This window comes from Evtepia sp., from assembly GCF_034090835.1.
In the GTDB taxonomy this organism is placed as follows: domain Bacteria; phylum Bacillota; class Clostridia; order Oscillospirales; family Oscillospiraceae; genus Evtepia.
Map to the genome: position 1 here is coordinate 1 of NZ_JAXDRS010000014.1, position 13,585 is coordinate 13,585.

At 56.2% G+C, this 13,585-nt stretch carries 13 protein-coding genes, 2 tRNA genes and 1 riboswitch; of the genes, 10 read left to right on the plus strand and 5 right to left on the minus strand.

All coding sequences use genetic code 11. From position 1 onward, the window contains the following. Positions 1-118: 118 nt before the first annotated feature. Positions 119-916 carry an IS3 family transposase gene (locus SOR61_RS10215; protein WP_407066496.1) on the plus strand — a complete coding sequence of 266 codons (798 nt, stop codon included), beginning with the start codon at positions 119-121 and terminating at the stop codon, positions 914-916. Here the strand turns inward: SOR61_RS10215 and ribE (SOR61_RS02545) are convergent. From ribE (SOR61_RS02545) to ribD, 4 genes are read right to left on the minus strand one after another with little or no spacing between them, the layout of a single operon-like run. Further along, complete coding sequence (gene ribE, locus SOR61_RS02545) at positions 856-1,323, minus strand: 6,7-dimethyl-8-ribityllumazine synthase (RefSeq protein ID WP_320611128.1); 468 nt, start codon at positions 1,321-1,323, stop codon at positions 856-858. The genes SOR61_RS10215 and ribE (SOR61_RS02545) overlap by 61 nt on opposite strands. Before the next feature lie 46 nt (positions 1,324-1,369). Beyond that, entirely contained in the window at positions 1,370-2,569 is a 1,200-nt protein-coding gene (locus tag SOR61_RS02550) for a bifunctional 3,4-dihydroxy-2-butanone-4-phosphate synthase/GTP cyclohydrolase II (RefSeq protein WP_320611129.1), read from the minus strand. A gap of 16 nt (positions 2,570-2,585) precedes the next feature. Beyond that, entirely contained in the window at positions 2,586-3,236 is a 651-nt protein-coding gene (gene ribE, locus SOR61_RS02555; RefSeq protein WP_320611130.1) for a riboflavin synthase, read from the minus strand. Further along, positions 3,236-4,324 (minus strand): bifunctional diaminohydroxyphosphoribosylaminopyrimidine deaminase/5-amino-6-(5-phosphoribosylamino)uracil reductase RibD, encoded by a 1,089-nt coding sequence (gene ribD / locus SOR61_RS02560; RefSeq protein WP_320611131.1) that lies wholly within the window; start codon positions 4,322-4,324, stop codon positions 3,236-3,238. Before ribD ends, ribE (SOR61_RS02555) begins: the two co-directional genes overlap by 1 nt. A gap of 153 nt (positions 4,325-4,477) precedes the next feature. Continuing rightward, positions 4,478-4,593, minus strand: a riboswitch (FMN riboswitch). A 248-nt stretch (positions 4,594-4,841) separates the two neighbouring features. On the opposite strand from ribD, the gene SOR61_RS02565 reads away from it, so the two are divergent. The 4 genes from SOR61_RS02565 (at position 4,842) to SOR61_RS02580 (ending at position 9,013) form a co-directional block, all read left to right on the plus strand. Continuing rightward, positions 4,842-5,618: a DUF134 domain-containing protein gene (locus tag SOR61_RS02565; RefSeq protein WP_320611132.1), complete on the plus strand. Its 777-nt coding sequence runs from the start codon at positions 4,842-4,844 to the stop codon at positions 5,616-5,618. A 41-nt stretch (positions 5,619-5,659) separates the two neighbouring features. Continuing rightward, positions 5,660-6,325 (plus strand): Crp/Fnr family transcriptional regulator, encoded by a 666-nt coding sequence (locus tag SOR61_RS02570; RefSeq protein WP_320611133.1) that lies wholly within the window; start codon positions 5,660-5,662, stop codon positions 6,323-6,325. Between the two features lie 110 nt (positions 6,326-6,435). Further along, positions 6,436-6,774 carry a rhodanese-like domain-containing protein gene (locus tag SOR61_RS02575; protein ID WP_320611134.1) on the plus strand — a complete coding sequence of 113 codons (339 nt, stop codon included), beginning with the start codon at positions 6,436-6,438 and terminating at the stop codon, positions 6,772-6,774. 145 nt (positions 6,775-6,919) lie between these two features. Continuing rightward, positions 6,920-9,013, plus strand: a complete 2,094-nt coding sequence (locus SOR61_RS02580; protein ID WP_320611135.1) for an ATP-dependent helicase — start codon at positions 6,920-6,922, stop codon at positions 9,011-9,013. On the opposite strand, the gene yfcE is transcribed toward SOR61_RS02580, so the two are convergent. Then, entirely contained in the window at positions 9,010-9,552 is a 543-nt protein-coding gene (gene yfcE, locus SOR61_RS02585; RefSeq protein WP_320611136.1) for a phosphodiesterase, read from the minus strand. The genes SOR61_RS02580 and yfcE overlap by 4 nt on opposite strands. A 160-nt stretch (positions 9,553-9,712) precedes the next feature. Between yfcE and SOR61_RS02590 the strand changes: the two genes are divergently transcribed. From SOR61_RS02590 to SOR61_RS02610, 5 genes are all read left to right on the plus strand, one after another. Then, a complete protein-coding gene (locus SOR61_RS02590; protein ID WP_320611137.1) occupies positions 9,713-10,327 on the plus strand; it encodes a hypothetical protein in 615 nt (204 codons plus the stop codon). A gap of 77 nt (positions 10,328-10,404) precedes the next feature. Continuing rightward, the gene (locus SOR61_RS02595) at positions 10,405-10,596 is read left to right on the plus strand and encodes a hypothetical protein (RefSeq protein WP_320611138.1); all 192 of its coding nucleotides are present in this window, start codon (positions 10,405-10,407) and stop codon (positions 10,594-10,596) included. Positions 10,597-10,757: 161 nt separating this feature from the next. Then, positions 10,758-10,834, plus strand: a tRNA-Arg gene (locus SOR61_RS02600). 243 nt (positions 10,835-11,077) lie between these two features. Continuing rightward, on the plus strand, positions 11,078-13,270 hold the full coding sequence (locus tag SOR61_RS02605) for an S-layer homology domain-containing protein (protein ID WP_320611139.1): 2,193 nt from the start codon (positions 11,078-11,080) through the stop codon (positions 13,268-13,270). A gap of 188 nt (positions 13,271-13,458) precedes the next feature. Beyond that, positions 13,459-13,532, plus strand: a tRNA-Gln gene (locus tag SOR61_RS02610). The last annotated feature ends 53 nt before the right edge of the window (positions 13,533-13,585 follow it).

A 13,585-nucleotide genomic window follows, 5' to 3' on the forward strand; every position in this document is an offset into this window, starting at 1 on the left:
TTCCCAAACAGCGAGGAAGAAAGCCTGCCAAGACATTGGCAGAGTACAAATATGAGAACAAAAGGCTAAAAATGGAGAACGAACTGTTGCGGGATTTTCTGCAATCTATCGAAGGGAGGTGAGACCAAAAGTCAAATACCATGTTATATATAAGCATCAGGCAAAATATCCGGTATCCGTCATGTGCAGATTTTTTGGTGTATCCCGTAGCGGCTACTACGATTTTGTCCATCGTCTGGGCAAGCCGGAAAAGGACGCAACTCTTGCTAAAGCTATCGCACAGCAGCAGGAACGCAGCTACCGTACCTACGGATACCGGCGGATGTGGTTGTGGCTGAAAAGCCAGAATATTTTCTGCAATCCTAAAACCGTACTGCGGATCATGAAGAAATATGATCTGCTGTCTGAAATCCGCCGGCGCAGGAAATGGCAGCAGATGGGACAGCAGGTTCACAAGTACAAAAATCTGCTCAATAGGGAGTTTTACGCAGACAGACCCAACAGCAAATGGGTAACAGACATTTTCTACATTCACACCAAACAGGGCGTACTGTACCTGTCCATAATCCGGGATCTCTATGACAATACCATTGTCGCTTACAAAACCGGAACACAGCAAACGGTAAATCTGGTTCTGGACACCATCCGCCTGGCCATGAAGCAGGAGAAAAAGAGAGTCGCTGCGGAGTTGCAGCTCCACAGCGACCAGGGCGCTTTTTTGTACTGTCCGCACAATTTGGAGCAGTTCAATGTTGGAAGGGGCGTTTTTTCTGAGCAGAACAAAAGGAGTCCGACACCTGTCGGACTCCTTTTGTTAGGGGGTAGAGAAATCTTATATGGAATATCGTTGGTAGATCATGCTTCGATGGCACGGATCAGGTTGACCATTTCCACAGCGCCCAGAGCACAGTCGTAACCCTTGTTGCCTGCCTTGGTTCCGGCCCGCTCGATGGCCTGCTCGATGGTGTCGGTGGTGAGCACCCCGAACATGACAGGAATATCACTCTGGAGGGAAACGGAAGCGATGCCCTTGGAGACTTCGGAGCAGACGTAGTCGTAGTGGCTGGTGCTGCCGCGGATCACAGCGCCCAGGCAGATGACGGCGTCATACTTTCCGCTCTTGGCCATTTTGGCGGCGATCAGGGGAATTTCAAAGGCACCGGGCACCCATGCTACCTGAATATCCTCTTCCCGGACGTCGTGGCGGAGCAGACCGTCCATGGCACCGCCCAGGAGCTTAGAGGTGATGAATTCATTGAAACGAGCGGCGACGATGCCGATCTTGATATTTTTTGCGACGAGACTGCCTTCGTAAGTTTTCATGGTGAAGTTCCTCCTTATATCAATTCTGTGGGACGTGAGCGTGGGATCAATAGTCTAAGATGTGGCCCATCTTCTTCTGCTTGGTCTGCAGATAGAACAGGTCGTGGGGGGTAGCGGCTACCTGGATGGGGACCCGCTCTTTGATCTCCATACCGAAGTCAGAGAGTTGATAGACCTTGTCGGGGTTGTTGGTGAGCAGCCGCAGGGTCTTTGCACCCAGGTCCCGGAGGATCTGTGCGCCAATGTAATACTCTCTCAGATCGCCGGCAAAGCCCAGAGCCAGGTTGGCTTCCAGGGTGTCCATACCCTCGTCCTGGAGGGCGTAAGCCCGCAGCTTGTTGATGAGGCCGATACCTCTGCCTTCCTGGCGCATGTAGAGCATGATACCCCGGCCTTCCTTTTCGATCTGGGTCATGGCGGCGGCGAACTGCTGGCCGCAGTCGCAGCGCAGGGAGCCGAAGGTGTCGCCGGTGAGGCACTCGGAGTGGACCCGGCACAGCAGGTCCTGGCCGTCGCCCACGTCGCCTTTTACCAGGGCTACGTGGTGCTGGCCGTTGAGCTTGTTCACATAGCCGTAGGCGGTGAAGTCACCGTAGCGGGTGGGCATCTTGGTGACGGTGACCCGCTCCACCAGGAGTTCATGGCGCTTCCGATAGGCCTGCAGGTCCCGAATGGTGATGAACTTCATGTTCCATTCCTTGGCTTTTTCCTGCAGTTCGGAGGCCCGCATCATGGTGCCGTCTTCCCGCATGATCTCGCAGCACAGGCCGCACTCTTTCAGGCCGGCCAGACGGAGCAGGTCCACGGTGGCTTCGGTGTGGCCGTTGCGCTCCAGTACACCGTTCTTTTTGGCCAGCAGGGGGAACATGTGGCCAGGGCGGCGGAAGTCTTCAGGCTTGGCGTCGTCGTCCACGCACTTCATAGCGGTGAGGGAACGTTCTGCGGCGGAGATGCCTGTGGTGGTGTCCACGTGGTCGATGGAGACCGTAAAAGCGGTTTCGTGGTTGTCTGTGTTCCGGGTGACCATCTGGGGGAACTGGAGCTTCTGGACGTATTCCAGCGACATGGGCATGCAGATGAGGCCCTTGGCGTGGGTCGCCATGAAGTTTACGTTCTCGGTGGTGGCGAACTGGGCGGCGCAGATCAGGTCGCCTTCGTTCTCCCGGTCAGGGTCGTCGGTGCACAGGATCATGCGGCCCTGGCGCAGCTCTTCCAATGCTTCTTCAATGGTGCTGTACTGAAACATAATAGGGGATCTCCTTTCAAAAACCGCAGCGGGTCAAAAATTCTTTGGTGATACGAGTGGGGGCGGCGGCAGGTTCTTCTGCCGGGGTTAAGAGTTTTTCTACATATTTTCCGATGATATCAGTCTCCAGGTTGACGGCGTCGCCCACCTTTCGGTCCTTCAGAACGGTGACCGCCACCGTGTGGGGGATGGCGGAGATGGAGAAGGAATCCTTAGTGACGGCGGCCACGGTGAGGCTGATGCCATCAATGGTGATGGAGCCTTTCTCCACCACATAGCGGAGGACTTGGGGGTCCGCGCCAATGGTGTACCAGATGGCGTTGTCGTCCTGCTGGATCTTCCGAACCTGTCCCACGCCGTCTACGTGGCCGGCTACGATGTGGCCGCCGAAACGTCCGTTGGCGGCCATGGCCCGTTCCAGATTGACCCGGGAGCCGGGACGAAGGGAGGCCAGGGAGGACCGGTTCAGGGTTTCGTGCATCACGTCGGCGGTAAAGTGGGTGGAGGAAAAGGAGGTGGCAGTGAGGCAGACACCGTTGACGGCGATGCTGTCGCCCAGGTGGATGTCTTCCAGCACGACGCTGGCTTGGATCTCCAGCACGGCGCTGTGGGTACCCCGTCGGATGCTTTTCAGCACACCGACTTCTTCAACAATACCGGTAAACATCAGAAAATGACCTCACTTTCCAGGAGAAAATCCTTGCCCAGAGGGAGCAGAGTGGGGGGCGTCAGGGTGACTGCCTCGTTGGGGGAGGGGAAACCCTGTCCGCCGATGGGGGATTTGGCCTGGCTTCCTCCCAGCAGCATGGGGGCAAGGTAAGCTTGGACCTTTTGCACCAATCCAGCCTGTAAGGCGGACCAGTGAAGGGCGGCTCCGCCTTCCAGCAGCACGCTGTCAATGTTCTGCTGTCCCAGGGCATCCATCAGGGCGTGCAGGTCGACGTGTCCCTGGTGGTCCGGAAGGGAGAGCACCTGGCACCCCAGCGCCTCATACGGTTCGATGAGAGCGGGGTCCGTGACGCAGGTGGCCAGAAGGGTGGGGACCTCTTTGGCGGTCTGTACCACCTGGGCGGAGAGGGGCGTACGTAAGTGGGTGTCGCAGATGATCCGCAGCGGGCTGCGGCCCCCTTCGATCCGACAGGTGAGTTGAGGGTCGTCTGCCAGAACGGTTCCCACTCCCACCATGATGGCCCGGAAACGGTGGCGCTGGGTGTGGACATGCCTGCGGGCTTCTTCCCCGGTGATCCATTGGGAGGCGCCGGTGTACGCGGCCATCTTTCCGTCCAGGGTCATGGCATATTTGAGCACCACATAGGGCCGCCTGGTCTGGATGAAGTGGAAGAATACCTGGTTCAAAGCCCGGCATTCTTCTTCCAGCACGTGCTCCGTGGCCTGGACTCCTGCCTGGCGGAGCAGGCGCAGGCCCTGGCCTGCCACCAGAGGGTTCGGGTCGCCGGAACCTACCACCACCCTTGCGATGCCGCTCTCTAAGATGGCGTCGGTGCAGGGGGGCTGCCGTCCATGGTGGCAGCAGGGCTCCAGCGTGACGTACATGGTGGCCCCTGTGGGGTCTCCGGTGCAGGCGGCCAGGGCGGCCCGTTCTGCGTGGAGATCGCCGTATCTGGCGTGGTAGCCCCTGCCGATGATCTGACCGTCTTTTACGATGACGGCACCCACCATAGGGTTGGGGCTGGTCCAGCCCATGCCCTGTTTGGCCAGGTCCAAGGCCATCTGCATATACGTTTCATCTGTCATGGAAACCCACCTCCGGGAATGAAAAAAGCGCTCTGAAAACCTTCAGAGCGCACAGAAAACACCACAGGGGGTCTCCTGGCCTGCCTGCAAAAAAGCTCTGGAACCAATGATTCCAGAGCAACGCAAACAGACGCAGAAAATCCTGCGAATTCATGTCATCTTCTTCCATCCAGACTGTTACTGTCGGCCTCGGAGTTTCACCGAATCCTGCCTTTCGGCTCGCGGGCTATACCGCCGGTAGGGACTTGCACCCTGCCCTGAAGATTGCTGTTCAATTCTGCATAGTACGTTACTCCGGCAGAGGGACGATGTCAAGAGAAATTGTGAGAATGGGAATTAATTTAGCAAAAATAGAAGAAAATAACCGGGAGATGAAGGGAAACTGTTTTGCAAAAACACAACAAATTTGCGTGGAATTTCCGGGACTTTTGCTAACGAAAGAAATGTGACCTGGTCACAAACAGGAGACGTACTTTGGGTTATAATCGACATATACCGGAAAGGGAGGTGTGGAGCCTTGCCAAGACCTCAGCGTTGCCGGCGGGTTTGCAAAGAGCCGGACTGTGTAGGATTTTCTCCGGAAGGGAAGCGCAACGCCGAAACGGTGCTGCTGTCCGTGGATGAGTTTGAGGTGCTGCGGCTGGTGGATCATGAAAAAATGACCCATGGCCAGTGTGCCGAGCAGATGGACATATCCCGGACGACTGTGACGGAGATCTATGAGAGTGCGCGATACAAGGTGTCCGACGCTTTGGTAAACGGAAACCGGTTGCTGATTGCCGGAGGGACCTATCGCCTGTGCGATGGTTCTGCGGTGCGGTGCTGCGGCAAGGTGTGTGAGAAAGCCATGGCCTATGCCGGTGGGACCGATCATATTTTAAAAAGGAAAGAAGGCGCAATCATGCGTATTGCAGTGACCTACGACAACGGAGAGATTTTCCAGCATTTTGGACGGACGGAACAGTTTAAGGTGTATGACGCAGAGAATGGCAAAGTGGTTGGCCAGCAGGTGGTAGACACCATGGGCAGCGGCCACGGCGCCCTGGCCGGCTTCCTCCTGGGCAACCAGGTGGATGTGCTCATCTGCGGCGGCGCCCAGGCGGCATTGAGCCAGGCTGGAATTCAGCTGTACGGCGGGGTGAAAGGCAGCGCAGACCAGGCCGTCCAGGCCCTTCTGGGGGGAAATCTCCAGTACAACGCAGAGGTTCGCTGTGACCACCACGGCCATCACCATGGGGAAGGCCATCAGTGCGGAGATCACGGCTGCGGAAGCCACGGCTGTCACGAGCACTGATGGAATACCATCCTTCCGTCAGAGGAAAAGGAGAGGACAGAATGGAACACATCGAGACCCACATGCAGATGCTGCCTTTCTGGAAGCAGCTGACAGAGGAAGAGAAAGGGTATGTGGTGCGCAATACCATGGCCCAGAGATTTCCCAAGGGGAGTATTGTCCACAGCCGGGGCAACGACTGTCTTGGCATGATTTTGATGCTGAAGGGAACCATACGGGTCTATCTCCTCTCTGAGGAAGGCCGGGAGGTTACCTTGTTTCACCTGCGGGAGGGGGACCCCTGCGTCCTGTCCGCTGCCTGTGTGGTGGAGCAGCTGGCCTTTGACACCCAGATGGTGGCAGAGGATGACTGTGAGCTGCTGGTGGTGACCGCGGGCGCGGTGAGTTATCTCTCGGAACATAATATTTATGCCCGATGCTTTGTCTATGAGCTGGCCACGGAGCGGTTTTCTGCGGTGATGTGGTCCATGCAGCAGATCCTGTTTATGCGGGTGGACAGTCGTCTGGCTACTTTTCTGATCGATGAGTACGCCAGAACGGGGACGCCGGTCATTAAAATGACCCACGAACAGATCGCCCAGCAGATCAGCTCTGCCCGGGAGGTGGTGGCGCGGATGCTCAAGCGCTTTTCCACCGACGGCCTGGTGGAGGTCCGCCGGGGGTCTATCCGCCTGCTGGATTTAAAAGGATTACGTGCGCTTTGCTGAGAAAGATCCCCTTCGGAAGAAGGGGATTTTTTGTGGGAGCTCCCAGATAATCCTGGCACTTCGGAGAGGGTTCTGGTACAATGGGAATCATCCGGAGAAAGGAGGACAGGATGGGATTCTTTCACTTGTTTTCAAAAAAAGCGCTTCAGGCGGGGATCTCGCGCTGGCGGGAGACGCCGGGGGCGATCCTGCTGGATGTCAGGACAGACGAAGAGTACAGAATGGGCCACCTCAGCGGGAGCAAGCATCTGCCCCTGCAGGAGATCTCTCGTCTTCCTGAACAGATCACCGACCGGAGCACCCCGCTGTTTCTCTATTGCCGCAGCGGAGCCCGAGCGGGCAGCGCCTTGTCCTATCTGAAGAAGATGGGATATACTGCGGTCTATAATATCGGTGGCCTGCGAGGGTACCGGGGCGAACTGGAGCCAGGCCCAGGTGAGCGCCTGTAAAAGTGACATGGAAACCATTGGCTGCCTGTCCTGTATGAGGGACAGGCAGCCCTTACGCTTTCTCTTGGGGAGAAAACCTGCTATAATACGCAGAACGCAAGAAACCCCTTACCGGGGAAAACGCGAGGAAAAGGAGGAGGACCCAGTGACCTATGAAGCGTGGAAACAGCGTTGGCCGGTGGCGCTCAACCCGCAGCAGGAGGCGGCGGTCCAGGCGGCAGAGGGCCCTGTCCTCCTGCTGGCGGTGCCGGGCAGCGGCAAGACCACCGTGCTCATCCTTCGGCTGGGATATATGATCTTTTGCCGGCAGATTCCGCCGGAGGAAATTCTGACGGTGACCTATACCGTTTCTGCCACCCGGGATATGGCAGCCCGGTTTGCCTCCTTTTTTGGGCAGGAAATGGCAGCCCGGTTGGAGTTTCGTACCATCAACGGGCTGTCCGCCCGGATCATCCGCCGCTATGAACAGGTGAAGGGAAGACGCGCCTTTCAGCTGGTGACCGATGAGCGGAAGCTGTCCGCTCTGGTGGGAGAACTCTGCCGGGAGGCCACGGGAGAGTTTGCGTCGGAGAGCACCATCAAAGCGGTCCGCACCGCCATTACCTATATTAAGAATCGGCAGTTATCTGCCCAGGAGATCGAAGCGCTCCAGCCGGATGACCTTCCGGCGGCAGAGATCTACCGGAAGTACTGTGCCTGCTTGCGGCAGAACGGTTGGATGGATTACGACGACCAGATGGTCTACGCTGCGCAGATCCTGCGGCAGTATCCAGATATCTTAGTGGATTTTCAGCGGCAGTATCGGTATCTCTGTGTGGACGAGGCCCAGGATACCTCTACCATTCAGCACCGGATCATTGCCCTGCTGGCAGGCAAGGACCAGAACCTCTTTATGGTAGGGGATGAGGACCAGAGCATCTATGGATTTCGGGCCGCAGACCCTTCTGCCCTTATGCAGTTCGAGCAGAGATATCCCCGGGGACGGGTGCTGCTGATGGAGACCAACTACCGCTCCTGTGCGCCCATCGTAACGGCGGCGGATCGATTCATTGGGAAGAACCAGAACCGCCGGGAGAAGCATATGCGTGCCTTTCGAGGGGAGGGACCTGCGGTTCGGGAATGGTGGGTATACGACCGAAGTGAGCAGTACGATCAACTAGTCAAAGAAGCGGCATCCTGCCGCCGGGAGACAGCGGTGCTGTACCGGAACAATGACAGCGCTTTACCTTTGCTGGATCGCCTGAACCGAAAAGGGATCGGGTACCGCTGCCGTCAGGTGGAGGGAAGTTTTTTCAGCTATCGGATCGTGCGGGACGTTTCTGCCCTGATCCGCTTTGCCCAGGACCCGGCGGACGGCGAGATCTTTCTGCAAATTTATTATAAGCTGCGGGCAGGGATCTCGAAATTGGCCGCCCAGTGGGCGGTGCAGGAGAGTGACGGTGTGACCCCCATCCTGGCTTTGGTGACCCAGGCACCAGGGGTGTCCCCCTGGACCCAACGGACCTGTCAGGGCCTGGCCACCCATTTTTCCCGTTTGCTGGAAGAACGCGGGGACCGGGCCATCTACCGGATCGCCCACTTTATGGGGTACGGCGACTATGTGAAGGAGCGGGGAGGCGACTGGGGAAAGCTTGAAATTCTGGAAGCCCTGGGCCGGGAAACGGCATCACCCCTGGAACTGCTGGACCGGCTGGATGAACTCTCCGGCCTGGTGAAGGCCGGCAGCAGCGATGAGGAAAGTCCTTTCCTGCTGTCCACCATTCATTCCAGCAAGGGCCTGGAGTATGACCGGGTGATTTTGGCGGACGTGGCGGATGGGATTCTTCCCAGTGTACCGCCCCCGGAGGGGGAGCATCCTGACCCGGAAGAATGGGCGTGCTACGAAGAAGAGCGCCGCTTGTTTTACGTGGGGATGACCCGAGCGAAAGAGGAGCTCACCATTGTCCGCTTCCGCAGGGGCGATCTTGCCAGTACCTTTGCCCGGGAGATTTTCCCGGAGAAGAAACAGGAAAAGAGAAAAAAACCGCCGTCCGTACCAACAAAGAAGGTGGTAAAGACGACGGGGGGAAACCCGGAGGAATTTCTTCCCGGCGTGGGAGTAACCCACAAAAGGTTTGGTGTTGGAGAAGTGGTCAGCAAGCAAGGGGACATTGTGTCGATCTGCTTTGACAGCGGAGAGGAGAAGCGCTTTTCCCTGTCGGTAGCCCTTCGGCAGGGACAGCTGCGCAAGGGGACTTAAGGAAGGGGCTTCCGGGCAAACTCGGTTCCTTCCAGCGTGAGCCAGCGCAGGAGCCCATCCTCCCAGAGCAGGCAGCTGTGAGGGGAGCGGCTCCGGGGAAGAGAGACGGAGCCGGGGTTGAGACACACCAGGTCTCCCATTTGCTGAAAGGATGGCACGTGGGTGTGTCCAGAGAGCATGACCTGGGCCAGCCCCAGGGGAGGGGGCTTGAGGGGAGAGAACCGGTGGCCGTGGGTAAGAAAGACGGCAGTGCCTTCCCAGTCCTCCACCCGGTAGTTTGGAGTGATGGAAAACTGTGGGTTCAGCTCCTGAATGCCAAAGTCGCAGTTCCCTTCGACGTAGAGGATCTCCTGGGCGAAGGGGTTAAGTAAATCTATAACCGCCAGAGGATCATAGTCGTAGCGAGGGTCATAGGACCCGGAAAAGACCAGGTCGCCCAACAGGACCAGCTGTCTCGCACCCTCTCTGCAATAGAGATCCAGAAGCTGACGGCAATAGTAGGCGGAGCCATGGAGATCAGAAGCAATCATACGTTTCATGGAGACATCACCTCGTGGTGACAGTATAGCGGATTTGGCAGGAGGGGGCAAGGTGAGGGAGGGAAAAGGCGGTTCTTTTCAGGAAATTCCCTGTTCCATGGAGAAAAGGTGTGGTATAATAAAGGAAAAGACGAATGTTTCTCTGTTTCGAGGTGATAGTATGATAGAAGATGCAAAGCGCTCCGTTGCGTTTATTTGTCCGGTTTGCCGTCAGGCGGTGATTGCCGAGCGGACGGTGTTCCAGCTGGCTGCGTCCAACGGACGGATCCCCTGTCCCTGCGGCAAATCCTCCATTGAGATTGCGTTTACGGGAGATCGTGTGCGGCTTACGGTGCCGTGTTTGTTTTGTGAGCACGAGCACACGGTGACCTGTTCCACGACGGCCTTTCTTCAGGAAAAGACCCTGGCCTTTTCCTGCGCCAACTCTGGGCTGGACTGCTGCTATGTGGGAGAAGAGGAACCGGTCTTTGCGGCCATGCGGCGCCTGGAGGAGACGGTGGATGCGCTGGAGGCAGAGGCTGGAGCACAGGGGACCTTTCTGAACACCATGGTCATGGAGGAGATCCTGGGCGAGCTGCGGGACATTGGCCAGCGGGATGGGATCTCCTGCACCTGCGGCAGCCACCGTTGGAAGATGAAGATCAACTACAGCTCGGTGGAGATCTTCTGCGCCGACTGCGGAGGGGCGCTGAAGATCCCTGCGGCGACCCTGTCGGACATTGAGGACCTCTGCTGCAAGCCTGTGCTGACCATTCGGGGAAACCGTCCGGAGTAAGCACATTCAGGAACCTGCCGCATAAGATGGACTGAGATCGCGAGACGGTCTCCATCTCTCATAGGAGGTTCTGATTTATGTGTGGTAACAACAGCTGGGGTGGCAACAATGGTCTGTGGATCATCCTCATTCTGATCGTCCTGTTCTGCTGTGGCTCCGGTTCCGGCGGCTGCTGCGTCTGCGGGAACCCCTGCGGCGGCAACTGCGGCTGCAACAATAACTGTGGCTGCAATAACAATTGCAACTGCGGTTGTGACTGCGGGTGCTAAACCGAGTACCATAGCGCGAATACCGATGAAGTAGCACGCTCTGACAGCCCCGGATTTTGCTCCGGGGCTGTCACCGTAAAAAAGTCAAAAAAAATAAAAATAATGCTTGCATTTCCTCAATAGATGTGGTATTATCTAAAAGTCGTCAGCGAGAACGACATGCGGCAGTAGCTCAGTTGGATAGAGTAACTGGCTACGAACCAGTAGGTCGGGGGTTCGAGTCCCTCCTGCCGTACCAGGCTTCCTGAAATCTATGATTTCAGGAAGCCTTTTTTCTTTCCTATATACGATCGTGTCCCGCCCTCTTGAAAAGATGCGGGATGGAAAGACAGAGGATATGGACTGGCGTGTCCATATCCTATTTTTGTTTATTGATATCTCTTCATAAAATATGTACTTTTTTATGGACTGCTATATTGAAATTTGATATACTATAAAAAGACGAACGCTTTCGAATTGTTGCATAGAAAGGAGAAGAGATATGAAGAACATGGGGATCATCGCCGCCGGCTTCCTGTTGTCTGTGCTGACAGTGACCTCTGCCGCAGCGTCCAATCAAGGGGTAAAACTGTTTGAGAAAGAACTGATCAACTTGGAATCGGCAGACATTGAAGTATTCGGAGGACCTTTTGTTTATTGCGGCGCTGCGATTGAACCAGAGGTCAGGGTGACGCTGAATGGCAAGATCCTGTCAAAGGGAACAGAGTATATGGTAGAATATGATAAAAACGTGGAAGCGGGAAAAGGAAAAATTAAAGTAGTGGCAACTGGGGATGGATACACAGGTATCGCAGAAACGGTCTTCCCCATTTCACCTTATCCCATTCAGGGAGACGATCTTGTGATCGACTGCCAGAAAGCATACGATGGCACGACGAACGCAGATCCTCTGATCCGGGTAGAGGATGCCGTTCCGGGAGGACCGCTCTCACTTCGGGCGGTTTCCGCTGCCTATGAGACGCCGTATGTGGGGCAGGGAATCAAAGTCACCATTCCTGCAATCGAGATCGAGACGGGAAACCATAAGAATTATGCCCTGCCGGAAGGGGGCATCGTGGTTGACAATGGTGTGATTACATCCAGGCCGCCGGAGATTGCTGCGTCCGGGGATGTGCCGGTGGGCGGAGCGACGTTGGACTTAATGGATCTGGTGGAGGCGCCCAGGGAGGGCAGCTTTGTCTTTACGATTGACGGGGAGGGCCTGGGAAGTTCTATCAGCGGAACATCCTTTACCTCCGGTCATCAGGCGGGAACGGTGATGGTAAACGCTGCGCTGGATGCGGCGTATGATGCCGACGGAGACGGGCAGCCGGAGTATACCAGAGACAGCCGCCAGATTACGATCCGGGTGATGGATAAACTGCCTCAGCCGGTGCTCACGATCGTGGGAGAGACGTCGGTCACCTATGGACAGACACTGGCTCTCAAAGCGGAAGGCGGTGCGGGAAAAGGGAAGGTGACCTATGCAGTTCGGCCGGGCACAGGGGCCGCTGCAGTGGATGCCCATGGGGTCCTGACACCGGTCCAGGCGGGAACGGTGTATGTCAAGGCGGTCAAAGCCGGAGATGACACCTATCGCGGGGTGGAGAGCAACGAAACAGAGATAACCATCCAAAAAGCACAGATCACCATTGTGGCAAATGAGAAGAGAGCAACCGTAGGAGATGAGGTCCCGGATTTTACGGAAAAAGACTATACGGTCAAAGGTCTTGTAGGAGATGACCGATTGCAGAAAGAGCCCGTTCTCTCCTATGTATCCCTTCCTGATCTGAGCCAGCCGGGAACAGTGGGCATCCATGTCTCCGGCGCAGCAGCACCGGAGAATGGAAACTATCTGGAAGAGATTCAGTATGAAGAGGGAGAACTCATCATAGAGGCCTGTTCTGGATACAGGATCGTGGTGGAAACGACAGCGAACGGTGTGATCTCAGCAGACCAGGAGACGGGAGCGGAGGGAAGCAAGGTGGTCATTACCGCCATACCGGACAGAGGGTACGAATTGAAAGAACTCTCGGTAAAGGATGAGAAGGGACAGTCGATTGCCGTTACGGAAAAGGGCGGCGGTGTTTACACCTTCCTGATGCCGGAGAGCTCGGTGCGGGTGTACGGAGCCTTTGAAGAGAGTGAAGTGGTTGGCCCGGTGATCCCGTTCCCGGATGTACAGGAGACGGACTGGTTTTATGAGTCAGTCAACTATGTTTCGTCCCGTGGCCTCATGGAGGGAATGGAGGGAGATCTTTTCCGTCCGGAGTATCCTATGACCCGCGGCATGGTGGTCACGGTCCTGTATCGTATGTCGGACAGCCCGGAGGCCCCGGTGGGCACGCCCTTTGAAGATGTTTCTCAGGATCAGTACTACGGGAAGCCCGTGGCGTGGGCAGCGTGGTATGGCATTGTGAACGGCTATGAGGGCAATCGGTTTCTTCCGGACAGAGCGGTCACGCGGGAGGAACTGGCAGTGATCTTCTATCGGTACACCCAGCATATGCAGTATGACACCCGCCAGAGGGGGAACCTCCTCTCCTTTGCAGATTATCAAAACGTACAGCCCTATTCCTGGGAGGCTCTTTCCTGGGCCTGTGGTGCGGGACTGATCAATGGCATGGATGGAAACCGGATCACGCCGCAGGGGCTGGCGGAGCGGCCATGTTGCAGCGATTCTGTGAGCGTGTGAAGGCGTGACCTGTGTGTGCCGAAGCCTGGGGCGTGGGGGCAGAAAAGCCTGTCCCCACGCCCCAAAAGAAAAGGCAAAAAAATCAAAAAAACTTCGAAATTATTCTTGACAAATGGAAAAAGGATGATATAATAAATTTTACTGGTGTGAGTGAGAAACAAACGAACCAGCCACAATAAAGTGAATATAGCGGGATTGTGTAAGGGTAGCACGACAGACTCTGACTCTGTTTGTGAGGGTTCGAATCCTTCTCCCGCTGCCAAAAGCGACTTGGACATAGTTCCAGGTCGCTTTTTTATTTGCACATCAAGTCGC